The sequence below is a fragment of the Paraburkholderia sp. J67 genome, from assembly GCF_905220265.1.
In the GTDB taxonomy this organism is placed as follows: Bacteria; Pseudomonadota; Gammaproteobacteria; order Burkholderiales; family Burkholderiaceae; genus Paraburkholderia.
In genome coordinates, this window is record NZ_CAJMZK010000004.1 from 164,105 (window position 1) to 182,719 (window position 18,615).

Genomic DNA, 18,615 nt, shown 5'->3' on the forward strand with positions numbered 1-18,615 from the left:
AAAACGGCAGAACGCGCGACGCCGCTGCCGGCGTCACCGTTTCTTCACGCGATAGACCGCAAGACTACCACGCCAGTTCACGCCCCATCGAACGGTCTGGCCCCCATGCAGCACGGCGCGGTCGAGAATTTCGATGCCGACTTCGGGCGCGAGCGCCTCGAAATCCTTCACTGTCAGCACCCGCACGTTCGGCGTGTTGTGCCACTGGTAGGGCAGTGATTTCGACACCGGCATGCGCCCGCCCAGTACCGAAAGCCGATGCGGCCAGTAGCCGAAGTTCGGGAACGAGACGATGCATTCCTTGCCCACGCGGGCCGTCTCGCGCAGGATCGCGGCGGTCTGGTGAATGGTTTGCAGCGTCTGCGAGAGGATCGCGAAGTCGAAGCTCGCATCCTCGAACAGGCGCAGGCCGTCTTCCAGATTCTGCTGGATCACGTTGATGCCGTTCTTCGTCGAGGCGAGCACGCCCGCGTCGTTGATCTCGATGCCGTAGCCGGTGCACTCCAGCTCCTCGCCGAGCAGCGAGAGCAGCGCGCCGTCGCCGCAGCCGAGGTCGAGCACGGTCGAGCGCGGTTCGATCCAGCGCGCGATGGTGCGAAAGTCGGGACGGGCGGAAAGACTGTCGAAAGCGCTCTGGTTCATGCGCCCACCTCGTTGGCGATACGTTCGTAATAGGCGCGCATGACGTTGTGATAGCGCGCGTCGTCGAGCAGGAACGCGTCGTGGCCGTGCGGCGCGTCGATCTCCGCGTAGGTCACCTGGCGCTTGTGATCGAGCAGCGCCTTCACCAGTTCGCGCGAGCGCGTGGGGGCGAAGCGCCAGTCGGTTGTGAAACTCGCCACGAGGTACTTCGCCTTGGTGCCGGCGAGCGCGAGCGTGAGGTCGCCGTCGAAGTCCTTCGCCGGATCGAAGTAGTCGAGCGCGCGCGTGATGAGCAGATACGTGTTGGCGTCGAAGTAGTCCGCGAACTTGTCGCCCTGGTAGCGCAGGTACGACTCCACTTCGAATTCCACGTCGAAGTTGAAGTTGTAGGCGTCTTCGGCGCCCTCCGCGCGGCGCAGTGCACGGCCGAATTTCTCGGCCATGTCGTCGTCGGAGAGATAGGTGATGTGGCCGACCATGCGCGCCACGCGCAGGCCGCGACGCGGCTTCACGTTGTGCGCGTAGTAGTCGCCGCCGTGGAAGTCGGGGTCCGAGAGGATCGACGAGCGCGCCACTTCGTTGAACGCAATGTTCTGCGCCGAGAGCTTGGGCGTGGAGGCGATCACGATGCAATGGCCGAGCCGGTCGGGATAACGCAGGCTCCACGCGAGCGCCTGCATGCCACCGAGGCTGCCGCCCATCACCGCGGCAAACTTCTCGATGCCGAAGCGATCGGCCACCCGCGCCTGGGCGTCCACCCAGTCTTCCACGGTCACGACCGGAAAGCGCGCGCCCCACGGCTTGCCCGTGGCGGGGTCGATGCTCATCGGGCCGGTCGAGCCGAAGCACGAGCCCAGATTGTTCACGCCGATCACGAAGAAGCGGTTGGTGTCGAGCGGCTTGCCCGGCCCGACCATGTTGTCCCACCAGCCCACGTCTTTGGGATTGTCCGCGTAGACGCCCGCGACGTGATGCGACGCATTGAGCGCGTGACAGACGAGCACCGCGTTGCTGCGCGCGGCGTTGAGCGTGCCGTAGGTTTCGACCACGAGGTCGTACCCGGCGAGTGCCGTGCCGTTCTGCAGTTGCAGGGGCTCGTCGAAATGCAGTGTTTGAGGAGCGACGATGCCGATCGATTCCATTCGTTCCGCCTTGGTTTTCGGGCGGCTAAACGGCGTCGGCGAGCGCGGAGTGCGAAAGGATTGGCGCAGCTGACGACCTCTTTAGCCGCATTTATATCGAACCCCGGACTGACCGTCCTGGAGTTCACGCGCCCGCAATCGAGTCAGCAAATCGGCGCGTGGGTATAGCAAAAGGAACGCAGAGTATATCGGAAAAAGTGCAAAGGAACCGTTCGGGCAAGCCAGGGCCGTGGCTCGCCCATGCGCACACGTAGTCGGTGCGTGCTCAGCGCGTGGCCGGATGCGCGTGGCGCCAGCGGCGCAATTGCAGCGCCGCGACGATCATCAGGATGCCGTAGAAGACGGCGTAGGCGGCGATTACCCAGATTAGCGAGAGCGCGCCCGCGCCCGGAAACATGACGATGAAAAAGCCCACCGCCGCCGAGAGCAAACCCGAGAGGCCGACCGCCCACGGATGCGCAATGGCATGGCGGTACTGGATCGCGTAGATGATCTCGAAGATGCCCACGGCGAGTGCCCAGAAGCCGATGATCATCACCAGCACGATGGCCGTTTCGCCAGGCCAGAAGAACGCCACGAGGCCGGCGATCAGACCGATCAGTCCGACCACGATATAAGCCCAGCGCCGCGTGCCGCCGCCGCGCGCGCCGTAGATCAGTGCGAAGGCGCCATCGACGATCGCATAGGCGCCCCAGACGATGGCGAGCGTGAGCACGGTGAGGCCGGGCCACGCGAAGGCAAGCAGACCGAACAAGATGGCAGCGACGCCGCGCGCAAGCAGCCATCCCCAGTGGGCGGACAGACTGGTGAGCAGCGGCGGCAGGCCGATGGGCGGGATGGGACGGTTCATGCGCGGTCGCTCCGTGCTGATGGCCGCCCTTCTCAGACAACGCGCACAACGAGCGGCTGCGTTATTGCAGGATCACGCGAATCTGTTCGTCGGCGTGCTCGCTGGGCAAGCGCGTGAAGCCGCTTTGCGCATAGCGGTGCCAGCAGCCGATCACATAACGTACGACGAGATTCGCGCGCACCGCCGGATCGTAACCGTTCGGCAAGGCCGCTGCGCCGGGCGTGCGCGCACCGGCCTCACGGTCCTCGGCGAGACCCACGCGCAGGCACTGGCGCAGCGACGCTTCGACGCGATCGAGCATCTGGTTCACGCGCTCGGCCAGGCGTTCGTGCTCGCCCACCAGCGCCTCGCAGGTCAGCACGCGCGTCATGCCGGCATTGCGTGAGGCGAAGTTGACGAGCATGAGCGCGATCGCGCGCGCCTGCAGCACGCCGCCTGGCTCTTTTTCGACGATCTGGTTGATGAGGCCGAACAGCGTCTGCTCGATGAAGTCGATCAGGCCTTCGTACATCTGGGCCTTGCTTGCGAAATGGCGATAGAGCGCCGCTTCGGAAACGCCTAGGCGCGCGGCCAGCGCTGCCGTGGTGATCTTCTCGCCGCGCGGGGTTTCGAGCATGGCGGCGAGCGTCTGGAGGATATGGATGCGCCGCTCGCCCGGCTTCGGGCGGCTGCGGCGCGGTGCGGCTTCGGGTGCATCGGGTGAGTCGGGTGCTGCGGCTGCTACGACTGCGTCACGCGTTTGGCTCGGCTGCATGAATGTCGCCCCTGAGTGCGGCTGGCGGACTGTCATGCCGCCGCGCCGCTTGAGTCTTGCCGTTTATCGTCGCACCGGATGCGCATGCGCTCCGGGTGAATATGGGTGTGTCGCAGGCCGCGCCCGTGGTCCGTCGGGCGTCGCGCTTGCCGTCGTCAGGCGCCTCAGGCGCTTCAGACGCGCGGCCGGCCCCGCAACGGCGCGTGTTGCAGGCCGCGCTGGAGGGATTTTAACGAACGAATGCGGTGATCGACATAGTGGGGCCGCCCGCCGCGCACCATGTGCGCGGGCAGGTGCCCCGTGATCCAGACCGTGCGGATGCCCAGGCGCCGGTAGCGCTTCAGATGCCCGTGCGTGTCCTCGACGAGGATCGCATCCGCGAGCGGCGCGCGCGCCTCGCGCAGCACGGCGCGCAGCATGCCGTGGTCGGGCTTGGCGCGCCAGCGGCCGCGCGACTGCATGTGCTCGATCGCCACGACCCGCTCGAACAACTGCTCGATGCCCAGCTCCGCGAGCATGGCGCGCGCGTACACCTCGGGCGCGTTGGTCAGCACGATCTTGCGGCCCGGCAGCGCCGCGAGCGTGCGTGCGAGACCGCGCTCGGCGTGGACCATGTTGGGCAGATCGGGGAACGTGTGCACGACCTTGAGGAAGTCGTGCGGATCGATCGGATGATGGCGCGTGAGGCCGAGCAACGCCGCGCCGTAGCGCTGCGTGTAGCTGATGCGCAGATGATTGGCGACGTCGCGGCTCACGCCGAGCGCGTCGATGATGTACTGCGTCATGCCCCGGTTGATGGCCGGGAAGATCGCGCGCGACGCGCCGTGCAGCGTGTTGTCGAGATCGAAGAGCCAGACGGGCGTGTGGCGGCCGGGGGCACAGGCGCCGCGTGAACCGCGTGCGGCATGCGGCCGGCGGCGAAGCGGGCGGGAGACGTTCATCGTGCTGCGTTCATCGAGCTGCGTTGATGCAATCAAGGCGCGGGCAGGAAGGCGGCAAACAACGCGGACGCCGCGCGCGGGGGCACTGCTACGAAACCGTTGCCGGACAGACGCAACGCCGGCGGCAGCGCGAGGGGCGCCGCCGGCGGGTCGCACGCTTAGTGCGAGCGGATCATCGTGCCGAACGGTTGCTCGGTCAGGATTTCCAGCAGCACCGAGTGCTCGATGCGGCCGTCGATGATGTGCACCGAACGCACGCCGCTCTTGGCCGCGTCGAGCGCCGACGAGATCTTCGGCAGCATGCCGCCCGAGATCGTGCCGTCTTCGAACAGGCCGTCGATTTCGCGCGCCGAGAGGTCGGTCAGCAGGTTGCCCGACTTGTCCATCACGCCCGGGATGTTCGTCATCATGACGAGCTTTTCGGCGTTCAGCACGACGGCGAGCTTGCCCGCCACGAGGTCGGCGTTGATGTTGTACGACAGGCCGTCTTCGCCGAAGCCGATCGGCGAGATCACCGGAATGAACGCGTCGTCCTGGAGCGCCTTCACGACCGCCGGGTTGATCGCCTCGACCTCGCCCACCTGGCCGATGTCGATGTACTGACCCGGATTGTCGCGATCCGGCATCATCAGCTTGCGCGCGTGGATCAGGCCGCCGTCCTTGCCGGTCAGGCCGACTGCGTGGCCGCCGAAGTGATTGATCAGCGTGACGATGTCCTGCTGCACTTCACCGCCGAGCACCCACTCGACGACTTCCATCGTTTCTTCGTCCGTGACGCGCATGCCCTGGATGAAGGTGCCCTGCTTGCCGATCTTCTTGAGCGCCGTGTCGATCTGCGGGCCGCCGCCGTGCACGATGACCGGGTTGATGCCCACGAGCTTGAGCAGGATCACGTCGCGCGCGAAGCCTTGCTTGAGACGCTCTTCGGTCATGGCGTTGCCGCCGTATTTGATGACGACGGTCTTACCGTGGTACTGGCGGATATACGGCAGGGCTTCGGCCAGGATTTCGGCTTTCAGGGTAGGCGCGATCTGCGAGAGGTCGATGGGCTCGGACATGGCGGCGGGACTGGACAGGAAAACGGGGCGAAAAACACCTGAACGGGCGCACTAGCGAAAGCGCGGGCCAATCAGGCCGGAAACAGGGCGAATTGTACAGGACTGGCGCGCTGCAACAGGGTTTTCGATAGGTCGGGCGGGTGGCGATGCAACGACGCGACAGCAGGCGGCGCTGCGGCGTCATCATGGCGCATCTTCTCTGATATTGCGTCAATCTTCGTGAATTGCTCGTGACATGGCAGCGGGTGGCGTGCAGTTGCTGTGAATAGGGGCGTCAGCGCGGGACCCGTGCGGGTGCCTGGATACGGCTCGCACTGTGGCATCATTTCTTCATCGCCTGGCCGGCTTTCCAGGGAGCGCGCCGCCATGACCGCCTCCGCCCCATCTGCTGACGCCCTCAAGCGCGCGCGCTGTCCGCGCTGCGGCACCGCTTTCGACTGCGGCCGCAACACCGAGCCATTCGACTGCTGGTGCAAGGCGCTGCCCGCCGTGCCCGCGAACCAGCTCGACCCGCGCGGGCGTTGTCTGTGCCCCGAATGCCTCGCCGCCGCTGTTGCTGCGGGCGGGGCGACCCGCTGACGCTCGCGCCCGGCGCTCAGACCGCCTTCGCCCGATGCGTGGCGGCGAGCTTCGCCAGATCGGCGCTGACGTTGTCGAGCACCGGCTCCCATTCCCTGAAGTGCTGTTGCCGATAGAGCGTGGTGTTCGGATACCACGGACTGTCCTTGCGATCGAGCATCCAGACCCAGTGCGGATTTACGTCCAGCAGCACCCACGTGCGCTGGCCGAGCGCACCGGCCAGGTGGGCGCTCGACGTGCACACCGAAATCACGAGATCGAGCGCGTCGACGAATGCAGCGGTGTCGTCGAAGGTTTTCCACTCCTGCGTGTAGTCGTGCACCTCGAAGCCCGCTGCGCGCGCGGCTTCGATGTCGGCTTGCGCGCCGGGTTGCAGCGAGTAGAACGCCACGTTCTCGACTCCGCCGAAGTGGCGCGCGTACCGCTCCAGCCCGACGCGCCGGAACGGGTTGCGTTTGTGCATGAGGCTGCCCGTCCAGGTGAGCCCGACCTTCAGGCGCGGCTCGCTCGCGAGCCGTTCGCGCCAGTGCGCGGCGGCGTTGCTGGCGGGCGCGAGATAACCGGTTGGGCCGGGAATCGTCGCTTCGGTCGTGCCGAAGAGGAGCGGCAGGCTCAGCAGCGAGATCTCGCAGTCGTAGGGCGGCAGGTTTTCGACACCGCCGCCCGCGCTATAGACATCGACATGGCCGCCCAGGCTGCGCGAGAGCAGCTCGCCCATCTGCGGAAACGAGTTCCAGACGAGCCGCCCGCCTTCGCGGTGCACGCGTTCGGCCAGCAGCGGAATGTAGCGGCAGAACTGCAGCAGATCACCCATGCCTTGTTCGCCCCAGACCAGCAGCGTGCGTCCCGCGAGCGGTTCGCCCAGCCATTGGGGCTTCGGGAAGACCGGGCGGCCGGAAGCCAGCTCACTCGCCCCTTGCCAGCGCAACTCATGATCGGCCCAGCCATCAGCGAAGTTGCCGCGCAGCAGCTGCGTCATCGACAGGTTCAGGCGTATCGAAGCGTCATTGGGGGCATACTGACAGGCGGCGCGGGCGGTGCGCTCCGCTTCGTCCCAGTGCTGGGCTTCCTTGCAGGCCATCGCAAGATTGTTGAGGGCGAGCGCGTTGTGCGGGGCGAGCGCCACGGCCCGACGGCTTGCCTCCAGCGGCCGTGCGGTATCCATCTCGTTGGGGCGCAGGCGCCCGAGATTGATCCATGCGTTGACGTCGTTGGGATGCGCCGCAATGCTTTCCCCGAGCAGATCCGCGACCTCATCGTTGTTTGAATTGATCTGCATCAAGGCGGTCGCAAGATTGTTGCGCAGATTTGGAAACGTTCGATCGATTGCGAGTGCGCGGCGGTAAGGTGCTACGGCGTCGGCGTGGCGATTTGCGAGTTGGAGCGCAAGGCCGGCTGCGAACCACGCCGCCGCCCGTTGCGGTTCGAGCCGGGCAATCGCGGCACAGAGGCGGATTGCCTCGTTGGCCAGTTCGGGTTGTTGGGCACGCGCGGCCGTGAGCATGAGCGCATCGTCGTTGAGATCTCGCAGCGCTGCGCGGGTGGCGTCCAGCAGCGTGTTCACCGATGACATATCGCCGCAGGCGGCGTCGACGAAATCGAGAAAGAGGTCGCGCGTCTTCTGGACGGGATCGTGCGTAACGGAAGTCATCTGCTGCCTGCCTTGTCAGAAATAGTCGCCAACTTGCTGTCGGCGGATGACAGACATTGAATCAAACCTTTTCAAGACGATGAATCAGACAAGTCCGAACAGGAAGCACGAACAGGTAAACTGACACCATGCATCGCATCACTGTCAGTGCCCGCGTCAATCTCAGCCATGTGTTCTGGCTGCGCAGTCTCGCCATCATCGGCCAGCTGTGCACGATTGCGTTCGTGCAATTCTTCTTCGGCGTGCAATTGCCGCTGCCCGCCATGCTGTTCGTGATCGCCCTCGAAGTGGCGTTCAACGGCGTCACCTGGCTGCGTGTCACCCAGGACCGTCCCGAGTCCGATCTCGAACTGTTCGGTCAACTATGGGTCGATCTGGGCGCGCTTTCCGCACTGCTATTTCTCTCGGGCGGCACGACCAATCCGTTCGTTTCGCTCTACCTGCCGTCGCTGGCCATCGCGGCCGCCGTGCTGCCGTGGTATCTCACCGCGTGGCTCGCGTGCTTCGCCGTGGTTTGCTATGTGCTGCTCGGCTTCGACAACGTCCCGCTCAATCTCGACAACCCGGCGAATCTGTTCGACTACTATCGCGCGGGCATGTGGGTGAACTTCATGGTGAGCGTCGCGCTGATCGTGTGGTTCGTGGCGCGCATGTCGCGCGCGCTGCGCCAGCGCGAGAACGCGCTCGCCGACGCGCAGCAGCGCCTGTTGCGCGACGAACGCGCGGTGGCGCTCGGCGTGCAGGCGGCGACCGTCGCGCACGAGATCGGCACGCCGCTTTCCAGTATCGCCATGCTTACCGAGGAACTGCGCGACATCGCGCGCAGCGACAAGGGGCTCGCGCCGTATTCCGCCGATCTCGAGCTGCTCGACAAGCAGATCACGCTGTGCACGTCGGCGCTTGCGCGGCTCAGGAGCCGCGCGTCGTCCACGGGCAGCCGTCAGGCGGTGAACGAATGGCTCGGACCGTTCGTCGAGCAGTGGCGTCTGCGTCATCCGCATGTGCATTTCGAACTGCTTGGCGATACGCCAAACGAGCTGTGCCTCGACGACACCGTGGCGGTCGGGCAGATCCTCACCATCCTGCTCGACAACGCCGCGCGCGCGAGCCGCGACTTTGTGACGCTACGCGCGCTGCCGCTTCCGGGGTATATCGATTTCGAAGTCTGCGACGCGGGGCCGGGCATCCCGCCGTCGCTGCGCGCGTCGCTGGGCGCGGCGCCCGTGGACAGCACGCAGGGCGGTCATGGCGTGGGCCTGTATCTCGCGTTTTCCTCGGCGGCCCGTCTTGGCGGCTCGATCGATCTCACGGACGCTCCGGCCGCAAGCCCGGCAAACGGCACGGCCGGCGGCGCCCGCCCGCGCAAGGCGCGCGGCACGCGCGCGGTGCTGCGCGTGCCGGTGAGCGAGGGCCCGCTGGCCGGCGAGGCGACCTCGACCGCGGGCTCGCACGACAGCGCGGCGGCAACACGTTAGGACATGGCATCAGGCCAGGGGGCGACCCACCCCGGCGCGGCCTGAACAAACATCGGTGAAACACGGAGAAAGTGGCATGAGCGATATGAATTTTCTGGTGATCGACGACGACGAAGTCTTCTCCGACATCCTCGCGCGCGGTCTCACGCGACGCGGCTACCAGGTGGAGCAGGCGCACAACGCCGAAGAAGCGATCCGCTTCGCGAACCAGCAGAAGTTCGGGCAGATCACGGTCGACCTGCATCTGGGCAACGATTCGGGCCTCACGCTGATCGCGCCGCTGCGCGATCTCCAGCCCGACGCGCGCATGCTCGTGCTCACGGGCTACGCGAGCATCGCCACGGCGGTTCAGGCCGTGAAGGATGGCGCGGACAACTATCTTGCCAAGCCCGCCAACGTCGAAATGATCCTCACGTCGCTGCAAGGCGACGCGAGCGCACTGCAGGCCGATGCGGCCATCGAGCATCCTGCGCCGCTTTCGGTCGCGCGCCTCGAGTGGGAGCACATCCAGCGCGTGCTGTCCGAACACGGCGGCAATATCTCGGCCACGGCGCGAGCGCTCAACATGCATCGACGCACGCTGCAACGCAAGCTCGCGAAGCGTCCGGTCAAGCAGTGACGCTGCGCGCTTCGCCGCTTTAATGCCGCTGTAATGAAAAAAGCCCTGCGTTTGCAGGGCTTTTTGTTTGATGTGGCTTTAAGCGACGATCAGCGTCGCCTGCGCTTACAGCACGTAGCGCGACAGATCTTCGTCCTGCGCGACTTCACCGAGCGCCTTGTCGACGTAAGCGGCATCGACGCGCACGCTCTGGCCCGCGTGATTGCCCGCGGCGAACGACACATCTTCCAGCAGCTTTTCGATGACCGTATAGAGACGGCGCGCACCGATGTTCTCGGTCTTTTCGTTCACCGAATAAGCGATTTCCGCGAGGCGGCGGATGCCGTCTTCGGCGAAATCGAGCTGCACGTCTTCGGTTGCGAGCAGCGCCTGATACTGCTTGACGAGGCTCGCGTCGGTGGCGACCAGAATCGCTTCGAAGTCCTTCACAGACAGCGAGTCGAGTTCCACGCGGATCGGGAAACGGCCTTGCAGTTCGGGAATCAGATCGCTCGGCTTCGCAAGATGGAACGCACCGCTCGCGATGAACAGGATGTGATCGGTCTTGATCATCCCGTACTTCGTGTTGATGGTGGTGCCTTCCACGAGCGGCAGCAGATCGCGCTGCACGCCCTGACGCGACACTTCGCCGCCGCCGCTGCCTTCGTTGTTGCGAGAAGCGATCTTGTCGATCTCGTCGAGGAACACGATGCCGTTCTGCTCGACGTTCTGCACGGCCTTCTGCTTGACCTCTTCGTCGTTGAGCATCTTCGCCGCTTCTTCGTCGGTCAGCAGTTTCAACGCTTCCTTGACCTTCACCTTGCGGCGCGTCTTCTTGCCGCCGCCCAGATTGGCGAACATCGAACGGATCTGCTCGGTCATGTCTTCCATGCCCGGCGGCCCCATGATGTCCATGCCCGCTTGCGGCTGTTCGACGTCGAGCTCGATTTCCTTGTCGTCGAGCTGGCCTTCGCGCAGACGCTTGCGGAAAGTCTGGCGCGTGGCGTTGTCGCCTTCACCCGTCGTGGCGGCCGCATCGGTCGAGCCGAAGCCCACGGGGCGTGCGCTCGGCAGCAGGATGTCGAGGATGCGGTCTTCGGCCTGATCGGTGGCCTTGCTGCGCACCTTGCGCATTTCCGTTTCGCGCGTCTGCTTCACCGAAATTTCGATGAGATCGCGCACGATGCTGTCGACGTCGCGGCCCACGTAGCCCACTTCGGTGAACTTGGTCGCTTCGATCTTGATGAAGGGCGCGTCCGCGAGCTTGGCGAGGCGGCGCGCGATTTCGGTCTTGCCGACGCCCGTCGGCCCGATCATGAGAATGTTCTTCGGCGTGATTTCCTGGCGCAGCGGCTCGGCCACCTGCTGGCGGCGCCAGCGGTTGCGCAGCGCGACGGCCACGGCCTTTTTCGCCTTCGCCTGGCCGATGATGTGCTTGTCGAGTTCCGAGACGATCTCGGCGGGGGTCATGGTGCTCATCCTTGATTCCTTGTCGTCTGGGAGGCGGGTTACTCGATGGTCTCGATCACGCGGTTGTGATTCGTATAGATGCACATGTCGCCGGCGATCTCGAGCGACTTCTCGACGATCTCGCGCGGCGAGAGGTCGGTGTTGTCGACGAGCGCCTTGGCGGCGGCTTGCGCATACGAGCCGCCCGAGCCGATCGCGCAAATGCCGCCTTCGGGATCGAGCACGTCGCCGTTGCCGGTGATGACGAGCGTGGTGGTGGCGTCCGCGGCGATCAGCATCGCTTCGAGACGGCGCAGCATGCGGTCGGTGCGCCAGTCCTTGGCGAGCTCGACAGCGGCGCGCGTGAGATTGCCCTGATGCTTTTCGAGCTTGGCTTCGAAGCGGTCGAGCAACGAGAACGCGTCAGCGGTGCCGCCCGCGAAGCCCACCATCACCTTGCCGCCGTAGATGCGTCGCACCTTCTTGGCGCCGCCCTTCATGACGATGTTGCCGAGGGTCACCTGACCGTCGCCGCCGAGGGCGACCTTGTCGCCGCGACGCACGGATACGATCGTCGTGCCGTGAAATTGCTCCATGTGCGTTCCTTTTTACCGTTGATGCCAGGTAGGGACAGGCGCGGCGGCGCAGTTGATGCCGTTGCGCCGCGCCGTCGGGATTCGGTACGCGCCGCGCGGGTCCGCAGACTTTACTGCGGGCTGCGCGAGCGGGCGTGTCGGTAGAAGTTTAGGGCGGCAGCGGGCAGTTCAAGGGCTCGCTGCGCAGAAAACGGGATAAGGGGAACGAGGCGGTGGCGTGCCGGGGGCCCGGTGCGCGCAATAAAAAAAGCGCACGGGACTCCGTGCGCTTCGACAAGGAAGGCAGTCGATCCGGCACGCGCCTACGAAGAACGTGGCGCCGCCGGGAGCCGCTCAGTCGCCGAACAGCTTCTGGCGCAGTTCGCGGCGCTCCTGCGCTTCGAGCGAGAGCGTAGCGGTCGGGCGCGCGATCAGACGCGGGATGCCGATCGGCTCGCCGGTCTCTTCGCACCAGCCGTAATCGCCCGATTCGATGCGCGCGATCGATTGCTGCACCTTCTTCAGCAGCTTGCGTTCGCGGTCGCGCGTGCGCAGTTCGAGCGCATGCTCTTCCTCGATCGTCGCACGGTCGGCCGGATCGGGAACGATCACGGTTTCGCGCAGATTCTCGGTGGTTTGGCCCGCATTACGGAGAATTTCCGCTTGCAGCTGTTCGAGCCGGTTCTTGAAGAAGGCGAGCTGATCCTCGTTCATGTAATCCTTGTCGCTCATCTTCAGGATTTCGGCTTCGGTCAAGAGTCGTGTCGTCGTCATCTGGCTTGCTTCTTCAATGAGTGAGGCAAAACTGGCACATCTTGCCTGCACTTTTGTGTTGCCCGCAGTGGCCTTACCACCCAAAACCGCGATATGCGCGCGCTTTTTTCGCGCCAAGGTGCGCGCCGGCGGGCACGGACGGTGAATTGTCGTGACGCCTGAGCGCCGCTGCGGGGCCGAACTCCTCTGGAAACCGTCGTTCAGATGCAAAGAGGCATATTTCGTACCGGCTGCGCGCTGAGACGCGCGATGCGTAGCCGGGGAAATGAAATCCTGCCGGAGACCGGTGATTGGGAGACTCCGGGGCGCCTCTCTTCCAGTGGGGCCGTATTGTAACCGAACCGCAAACTCGCGCCGCAAGCGGGAAATCCCTGCAATGACGGCATCGGCTTACGTTCGATATCCAGAAAATATAACGCGCCAATCGTGAAAAAGCGATGGTCGGGTACGTTATTTGATGTGCAGCGCACGGAAAGACCGAATTGCGCGCTTCGCAAGGGCGCCAAAAACGACAACGCCCGGCGCAAGGCCGGGCGTCAAGGCGACGGGATCGCGAATTCAGCGTATCGCGTGCGCCGTTGGTTGCGTCGTCACGGATTTCAGACGAGGCAGGCGTCGAGACCGTCGGTGATCAGATCCGTCGGCAGTTCGATGCCGATGAACACCATCTTGCTGTTCTTCTTTTCGATCGGCAGCCACTTGGCGGCCAGGTCGCTGCCCATCATCTGGTGCACGCCCTGGAACACGACCTTGCGGTCCACGCCCTTCATGTAAAGCACGCCTTTGTAGCGCAGCAGATGCTCGCCGTAGATCTGCAGGATGCCGCCGAGGAAGTCTTCCAGGCGGTTCGGATCGAACGGGCGGTCGCTGCGGTACACGAACGACTTGATCTTGTCGTCGTGGTGCGCGTGGTGATGATGGCCGTGGTCGTGGCCTTCGTGCGTGCACTGGCCGTGATCGTGATCGCAGTCGGCATGATCGCCGTGCGCGTGGCCGTGGTCATCGTGAGCGTGCGCATGGTCATGCGCGTGATCGTGCTCGTCTTCGGCGAGGAAGTCGGGGTCGATTTCGAGCTTGGCGTTCAGGTTGAAGCCGCGCAGATCGAACACTTCCTTGATGTCCGCTTCGCCGAAGTTCACTTCGCGCACTTGCGCCTTCGGGTTCATGTGCAGCACGCGGTGACGCAGGTCGGCGACTTCCTTCGCATCGACGAGATCGGCCTTCGTGATGAAGATGCGGTCGGCGAAACCCACCTGACGCTGCACCACTTCATGCTCATTGAGTTGCTTGTTGCCGTGCTTGGCGTCCACCAGCGTGATGATCGCGTCGAGCAGGAAGGTGTCGGCGATCTCGTTGTCCATGAAGAAGGTCTGCGCGACCGGGCCCGGATTGGCGAGGCCGGTCGTTTCGATCACGACGCGCTCGAAGTCGAGCTTGCCGTCGCGCTTTTGCTGCGCGAGGTCGCCGAGCACGCGTGCGAGGTCGCCGCGGATCGTGCAGCAGATGCAGCCATTGCTCATCTGGATGATCTGCTCGTTGCTGTCCTGCACGAGAATTTCGTTGTCGATGTTCTCTTCGCCGAACTCGTTCTCGATCACGGCGATCTTCATGCCGTGGTTCTCGTTAAGGATGCGCTTGAGCAGCGTGGTCTTGCCGCTGCCGAGGAAGCCGGTCAGGATCGTGACGGGAATCATGCTGTTTGCCATGCTCTTTGCCTGGTGAATGTCGGTGAGGGCGCGGCGCGCGGTCCGCGCGCCCTGTCGCCAGTGTTACAACATAACTATCTATTGAATCATATCTGCGGCAGGTGCGCAGGGCATGCTTGCGCAGACCCGTTTCGGGGTCGAATCGCTAGCGTGCGCCGCGACGCGAATCGCATGCAGATAAGGCCGTATCAGGCGATTTGCAACAGCAGGCCCTTGAGGTATTCGCCCTCGGGGAAGGCCGTGAGCAGCGGGTGATCGACCCCGGCGCCCAGGCGCTTGATGATGCGCGCGTCGACCTTCGCGTCGGCGGCCGCGCCTGCGACGATCTTCTGGAACAGCTCCGCGTCGATCGCGCCCGAGCACGAGTACGTGAACAGCAGACCGCCCGGGCGCAGCAGCTTGAAGCCCGTGAGGTTGATGTCCTTGTAGGCGCGCGCGGCGCGATCCACGTGCTCGCGCGAGGCCGCGAATTTGGGCGGATCGAGCACCACGAGGTCGAAGCGCTCGCCTTCTTCGTGCAGGCGGCGCAGCGTCTTGAAGGCGTCGGCGTCGAGCCAGGTCGCGCGTTCGGCGTCGAAGCCGTTGGCCTCGACGTTCTTCTGCGCCGTGGCCAGCGCCTCGCCCGACGAGTCGATCGACACCACGCGTTTCGCGTTGCCCTTCATCGCCGCGAGCGAGAAACCGCCCGTGTAGCAGAAGCAGTTGAGCACGTCGCGGCCCTCGGCGTAGGTCTGCACCAGCGCGCGGTTATCGCGTTGATCGACGTAGAAGCCGGTCTTGTGGCCGTTGCGCACGTCGACGTGATAGCGCACGCCGTTCTCGTTCGCGATGATCGTCGCGGGCGGCTCGTCGCCGGCCAAAAGCCCGGTGATCTGCTCGAGCCCTTCCTTCTGGCGGATCGACACGTCCGAGCGTTCGTAGACGTTCGGGCAGCCCGTCGCCTGGGTCAGCGCGTTCACGATCGCGTCTTTCCACGCTTCCACACCCGCCGCCATGAACTGGCAGACCAGCTGGCCGCGCGGATTCTGCGCGTCTTCCGTGTACCAGTCGACGATCAGACCCGGCAGGCCGTCCGCCTCGCCGAAGATCAGACGCACCGCGCCCGTGTCCTTCACCATCGCCTGACGATGCGCGAGCGCGCGCTGCACGCGGCGCTTGAAGAACGCATGGTCGATCGGCTCGTTTTCGTCGAAGCTCCAGACGCGCGCGCGGATCTGTGAATGCGGGCTGTACGCGGCGCGCGCAAGAAAGCGGCCATCGTGCGAGCGCACCATCACCGTGGCGCCGGGCGCGGGTTTGCCGTCGACGCGATCGATCGCGTTGGCGTAGACCCACGGATGGCGGCGCAGCAGGGATTTTTCTTTCGACGGCTTGAGAGTGACGATATTCATGATGGATGCGATGCCAGTGATGCGGCGGCGTCCGCAGGCCCTGTGCGAGGGCGCCGGACGCGCAAGAAACGGTGAATGCGGGCGAAGGTCTTAAGAGTTTTTACTCTTCGCGCTTCTTCGCGCGCGGATGCGCGTTGTCGTACACCTTCGCGAGATGCTGAAAATCGAGCGACGTGTACACCTGCGTGGCCGATATGCTGGCGTGGCCGAGCAGTTCCTGGACCGCACGCAGATCGCCGCTCGATTGCAGCAGATGTGTGGCGAACGAGTGCCGCAACACGTGCGGATGGACGTTCGCCGGAATGCCGGCCAGCAGTGCGGCGCGCTTGACGCGCTCGCGCACGACGCCCGGCGCCATGCGATTGCCGCGCACGGACAGAAAGAGCGGGGCGTCGTCGTGCTTGACCCAGGTGTGGCGCACGGCGAGCCACGCATCGAGCGCGTCCAGCGCCTTGCGCCCGACGGGCACGACGCGATGCCGGTCGCCTTTGCCATGCACTTCGACTTCCGCGGCGTCGCGCTTGAGCCAGCCAGCCGATTCGTAGCCATCGCGGCGCATGTAGTGCACATCGAGGCCCACGAGCTCCGCGAGACGCAAGCCCGACGAATAAAACAGCTCCAGCATCGCCTGATCGCGCAGCGCTTCGAGGCTGCCCGCGGCGGCTTCGCTGGCTGCGCCGGGCGCTTCCATGAGCCGCGTGGCGTCGTCGACGGAAAGCGCTTTCGGCAGCGTCTTCGCGCGTTTAGGCGCGCGTATCGCCGCGACCGGATTCGCGTCGAGTTCGATGCGTCCCGCGAGCCAGCGATAGAACGCGCGCCAGGCCGAGAGCCGATGCGCGATCGAGCGCGCCGAGAGGCCGCCCGCGTGCGCGCGCGCCACCGCGCCGCGCACATCGGCGGGCGTGACCTGTTCGAGCGGCCGGCCATTGGCGAGCTTTTTCAGCTCGTCGAGCTCATGCGTATAGCCGCGCAGCGTGTGCGCCGAGAGCCGGCGCACGTGCTCGAGGGTGTCGAGGTAGTCGGCGATCGGATCGGTCGGGTTCACGGTGACGGCTTCTTCGGTACGGGTCACAACAGCTTCAGGGTGGGGTCAATGCGGCAACAGACGCGCGAGCGCACCGCTCGCGAGCGTGCCGATCTGGCGCAGGAAATCGGTGCCCATGCCGTCGTGGAAACGGCGCGGATCGGGCGAGCCCATCACGAGCAGGCCGAACGCCTCGCCGGTCGGATCGCGTTCTTCATCCGATGCGCGCTTGCGCAGCGCGATGATCGCGACCGATTGCGGCTCGCCTTCGGCGCCGTCGAGCCATTGCGCCGCTTCGAAGCCCGTATTCGCGCCGCAATACGGCGTTTCGAGGCCATTGGCGAAGAGACGCACTTCCTCACCCGTGTGCTTCGCGAAACTCGCCTGCGCATGGGTTTCGGCGACATCCCAGACGCGCAGCGCCGACTGCGGCACGTCGAATTCCGTGCGCAGGCGCTCGGCGATCATGCGCGGCAACGCGTGCGGATCGCGCTCGGCGAGCACGAGCGAGGTCCAGTGGACCATCTTCGCGGCGATGCTGTCGTTCTCGTGGCCGTAGCGCAGCAGCTCGGACAGGCGCAGCTCCAGATGCTTGTTCTTCTCGCGCAGCATTTCCATCTGGCGCTCCTGGAGCGACACGGCGGCCTTGCCGTGCGGATTGCCCAGTTTGAGCGAGACCAGCAGTTCGGCGTGCTCGACGAAGAAGTTGGGGTTGGCAAGCAGATAATCGGCGACTTCGCGATCGGTCATGTCGTTAATACGTCAATAAGCGCGTTCGGTCAGGAAGCGGCGCGCAGCTGCACGCCGGATGAGGCGATCTATCGTGACAACGCCGCGGATACGTTCGCGGCGCTCAAGGTCTTGCGTAGTGCTGGGTGCTGCGATTACCAGGTTTGCTGCGTTGTTGCCTGCTTCAATCCGCGATGTCGATTTCGCCTTCGAAGACGGTCGTGGCGGGGCCCGCCATCGTCAGCGCGGTGCTTTCGTCACGCGCGCCGTCCCAGGCGATCGTGAGCATGCCGCCGTGCGTATGGACCTTCACCGGCGAGTCGAGCAGGCCGCGGCGAATCCCTGCCGCCACCGCCGCGCACGCGCCCGTGCCGCACGCGAGCGTTTCGCCCGCGCCGCGCTCGAATACGCGCAGCTTGACCTCGTTGCGCGAGACGATCTGCATGAAGCCCGCGTTGACCTTGTTCGGGAAGCGCGCGTGCTTCTCGATCACGGGGCCGTCCTGGAGGACCGCGAAGGCTTCGGCGTCGTCGACCACCTGAACCGCGTGCGGATTGCCCATCGACACGGCCGAGATCCAGCGCGTCTGGCCATTCACCTCGAGCGGCCAGAGCGTGTCGTTACCTTCGCGACGGCCTTCAAGGCCGCTGGCGTCGAACGGCACCTCGACCGGCTCGAACACCGGGCTGCCCATGTCGACCACGACTTCGCCGTTTTCCTGCATGACGAGCGTGATCACGCCCTTCTGGACCTGCACGCGCACGCGGCGCGCGTCGGTGAGCTTCTGGTCGCGCACGAACTTGACGAAGCAGCGCGCGCCATTGCCGCAGTGCTCGACCTCGCCGCCGTCGCAATTGAAGATGCGATAGCGGAAATCGACGCCGTCGATGGTCGGTTTCTCGACCAGCAGCAATTGATCCGCGCCGACGCCGAAGTGGCGGTCGGCGAGCGCGCGCACGCGCTCCGGCGTGAGCGAAAGCGTCTGGGTGTAGCCGTCGAGCACGACGAAGTCGTTGCCCGCGCCGTGCATCTTGGTGAATCTAAGCTTCACGTGTTCTCTCTTTTCCTTGCTGCACAAGGGTTTTCCGTCGTGGTCGGGGATGGAAAACTCGCGTGGCGACCCGAGTGGCGACCCATTTGGGCCGCGCTGGGCTGAAATCGAATGATACACGTTGATAGTGTTGGCTTTGCGGTCGCACCAAGGATGCGGGCGGGGCGGTGAAGAAACCGGGGCATTTCTTATGGGCCGCCAGGCAGGGCTTTCGCTCTCATACGCG

At 65.0% G+C, this 18,615-nt stretch carries 18 protein-coding genes; 3 read left to right on the forward strand and 15 right to left on the reverse strand.

Annotation, left to right across the window (positions count from 1 at the left end; genetic code table 11):
* Positions 1–33: 33 nt before the first annotated feature.
* From metW to argB, 6 genes are all read right to left on the reverse strand, one after another.
* Positions 34–642, reverse strand: coding sequence for a methionine biosynthesis protein MetW (gene metW, locus U5782_RS10290; protein ID WP_322043711.1), 609 nt, complete (start codon positions 640–642; stop codon positions 34–36).
* Positions 639–1,784, reverse strand: a complete 1,146-nt coding sequence (metX, locus tag U5782_RS10295; RefSeq protein WP_322043712.1) for a homoserine O-succinyltransferase MetX — start codon at positions 1,782–1,784, stop codon at positions 639–641. The genes metW and metX overlap by 4 nt, the downstream gene beginning before the upstream one ends.
* Before the next feature lie 265 nt (positions 1,785–2,049).
* Positions 2,050–2,634: an HdeD family acid-resistance protein gene (locus U5782_RS10300; RefSeq protein WP_322043713.1), complete on the reverse strand. Its 585-nt coding sequence runs from the start codon at positions 2,632–2,634 to the stop codon at positions 2,050–2,052.
* A 61-nt stretch (positions 2,635–2,695) separates the two neighbouring features.
* Complete coding sequence (gene slmA, locus U5782_RS10305; RefSeq protein ID WP_322043714.1) at positions 2,696–3,388, reverse strand: nucleoid occlusion factor SlmA; 693 nt, start codon at positions 3,386–3,388, stop codon at positions 2,696–2,698.
* A gap of 173 nt (positions 3,389–3,561) precedes the next feature.
* Complete coding sequence (locus U5782_RS10310; RefSeq protein ID WP_322043715.1) at positions 3,562–4,329, reverse strand: pyrimidine 5'-nucleotidase; 768 nt, start codon at positions 4,327–4,329, stop codon at positions 3,562–3,564.
* Positions 4,330–4,487: 158 nt separating this feature from the next.
* Positions 4,488–5,387 (reverse strand): acetylglutamate kinase, encoded by a 900-nt coding sequence (gene argB / locus U5782_RS10315; protein ID WP_322043716.1) that lies wholly within the window; start codon positions 5,385–5,387, stop codon positions 4,488–4,490.
* A 366-nt stretch (positions 5,388–5,753) separates the two neighbouring features.
* Between argB and U5782_RS10320 the strand changes: the two genes are divergently transcribed.
* Positions 5,754–5,966: a cysteine-rich CWC family protein gene (locus U5782_RS10320; RefSeq protein WP_322043717.1), complete on the forward strand. Its 213-nt coding sequence runs from the start codon at positions 5,754–5,756 to the stop codon at positions 5,964–5,966.
* A gap of 16 nt (positions 5,967–5,982) precedes the next feature.
* On the opposite strand, the gene U5782_RS10325 is transcribed toward U5782_RS10320, so the two are convergent.
* Entirely contained in the window at positions 5,983–7,617 is a 1,635-nt protein-coding gene (locus U5782_RS10325; protein WP_415914293.1) for a hypothetical protein, read from the reverse strand.
* 128 nt (positions 7,618–7,745) lie between these two features.
* On the opposite strand from U5782_RS10325, the gene U5782_RS10330 reads away from it, so the two are divergent.
* Positions 7,746–9,092, forward strand: a complete 1,347-nt coding sequence (locus U5782_RS10330) for an ATP-binding protein (RefSeq protein WP_322043718.1) — start codon at positions 7,746–7,748, stop codon at positions 9,090–9,092.
* A gap of 76 nt (positions 9,093–9,168) precedes the next feature.
* Positions 9,169–9,711, forward strand: a complete 543-nt coding sequence (locus U5782_RS10335; RefSeq protein WP_322043719.1) for a response regulator transcription factor — start codon at positions 9,169–9,171, stop codon at positions 9,709–9,711.
* Between the two features lie 105 nt (positions 9,712–9,816).
* Here the strand turns inward: U5782_RS10335 and hslU are convergent, their stop codons facing one another.
* From hslU to dapF, 8 genes are all read right to left on the reverse strand, one after another.
* Positions 9,817–11,169 carry an ATP-dependent protease ATPase subunit HslU gene (hslU, locus tag U5782_RS10340; RefSeq protein ID WP_322043720.1) on the reverse strand — a complete coding sequence of 451 codons (1,353 nt, stop codon included), beginning with the start codon at positions 11,167–11,169 and terminating at the stop codon, positions 9,817–9,819.
* Positions 11,170–11,198: 29 nt separating this feature from the next.
* Positions 11,199–11,735: an ATP-dependent protease subunit HslV gene (gene hslV / locus U5782_RS10345; RefSeq protein ID WP_103702740.1), complete on the reverse strand. Its 537-nt coding sequence runs from the start codon at positions 11,733–11,735 to the stop codon at positions 11,199–11,201.
* Between the two features lie 333 nt (positions 11,736–12,068).
* Entirely contained in the window at positions 12,069–12,488 is a 420-nt protein-coding gene (gene dksA, locus U5782_RS10350; protein ID WP_322043721.1) for an RNA polymerase-binding protein DksA, read from the reverse strand.
* Between the two features lie 599 nt (positions 12,489–13,087).
* Positions 13,088–14,194: a CobW family GTP-binding protein gene (locus tag U5782_RS10355; RefSeq protein ID WP_415914294.1), complete on the reverse strand. Its 1,107-nt coding sequence runs from the start codon at positions 14,192–14,194 to the stop codon at positions 13,088–13,090.
* Between the two features lie 188 nt (positions 14,195–14,382).
* On the reverse strand, positions 14,383–15,585 hold the full coding sequence (locus U5782_RS10360) for a class I SAM-dependent rRNA methyltransferase (RefSeq protein WP_322043722.1): 1,203 nt from the start codon (positions 15,583–15,585) through the stop codon (positions 14,383–14,385).
* Positions 15,586–15,685: 100 nt separating this feature from the next.
* Entirely contained in the window at positions 15,686–16,630 is a 945-nt protein-coding gene (gene xerC / locus U5782_RS10365; RefSeq protein WP_322043962.1) for a tyrosine recombinase XerC, read from the reverse strand.
* Positions 16,631–16,675: 45 nt separating this feature from the next.
* Positions 16,676–17,359 (reverse strand): DUF484 family protein, encoded by a 684-nt coding sequence (locus U5782_RS10370; RefSeq protein WP_322043723.1) that lies wholly within the window; start codon positions 17,357–17,359, stop codon positions 16,676–16,678.
* Between the two features lie 163 nt (positions 17,360–17,522).
* Positions 17,523–18,389 carry a diaminopimelate epimerase gene (dapF, locus tag U5782_RS10375; RefSeq protein WP_322043724.1) on the reverse strand — a complete coding sequence of 289 codons (867 nt, stop codon included), beginning with the start codon at positions 18,387–18,389 and terminating at the stop codon, positions 17,523–17,525.
* Positions 18,390–18,615 lie beyond the last annotated feature (226 nt).

Excerpts from the sequence above, each read along its gene's own strand:
- metW (WP_322043711.1), bottom strand. The coding sequence starts at position 642 with ATGAACCAGAGCGCTTTCGACAGTCTTTCCGCCCGTCCCGACTTTCGC.
- metX (WP_322043712.1), bottom strand. The coding sequence starts at position 1,784 with ATGGAATCGATCGGCATCGTCGCTCCTCAAACACTGCATTTCGACGAG.
- U5782_RS10300 (WP_322043713.1), bottom strand. The coding sequence starts at position 2,634 with ATGAACCGTCCCATCCCGCCCATCGGCCTGCCGCCGCTGCTCACCAGT.
- slmA (WP_322043714.1), bottom strand. The coding sequence starts at position 3,388 with ATGCAGCCGAGCCAAACGCGTGACGCAGTCGTAGCAGCCGCAGCACCC.
- U5782_RS10310 (WP_322043715.1), bottom strand. The coding sequence starts at position 4,329 with ATGAACGTCTCCCGCCCGCTTCGCCGCCGGCCGCATGCCGCACGCGGT.
- argB (WP_322043716.1), bottom strand. The coding sequence starts at position 5,387 with ATGTCCGAGCCCATCGACCTCTCGCAGATCGCGCCTACCCTGAAAGCC.
- U5782_RS10320 (WP_322043717.1), top strand. The coding sequence starts at position 5,754 with ATGACCGCCTCCGCCCCATCTGCTGACGCCCTCAAGCGCGCGCGCTGT.
- U5782_RS10325 (WP_415914293.1), bottom strand. The coding sequence starts at position 7,617 with ATGACTTCCGTTACGCACGATCCCGTCCAGAAGACGCGCGACCTCTTT.
- U5782_RS10330 (WP_322043718.1), top strand. The coding sequence starts at position 7,746 with ATGCATCGCATCACTGTCAGTGCCCGCGTCAATCTCAGCCATGTGTTC.
- U5782_RS10335 (WP_322043719.1), top strand. The coding sequence starts at position 9,169 with ATGAGCGATATGAATTTTCTGGTGATCGACGACGACGAAGTCTTCTCC.
- hslU (WP_322043720.1), bottom strand. The coding sequence starts at position 11,169 with ATGAGCACCATGACCCCCGCCGAGATCGTCTCGGAACTCGACAAGCAC.
- hslV (WP_103702740.1), bottom strand. The coding sequence starts at position 11,735 with ATGGAGCAATTTCACGGCACGACGATCGTATCCGTGCGTCGCGGCGAC.
- dksA (WP_322043721.1), bottom strand. The coding sequence starts at position 12,488 with ATGACGACGACACGACTCTTGACCGAAGCCGAAATCCTGAAGATGAGC.
- U5782_RS10355 (WP_415914294.1), bottom strand. The coding sequence starts at position 14,194 with ATGGCAAACAGCATGATTCCCGTCACGATCCTGACCGGCTTCCTCGGC.
- U5782_RS10360 (WP_322043722.1), bottom strand. The coding sequence starts at position 15,585 with ATGAATATCGTCACTCTCAAGCCGTCGAAAGAAAAATCCCTGCTGCGC.
- U5782_RS10370 (WP_322043723.1), bottom strand. The coding sequence starts at position 17,359 with ATGACCGATCGCGAAGTCGCCGATTATCTGCTTGCCAACCCCAACTTC.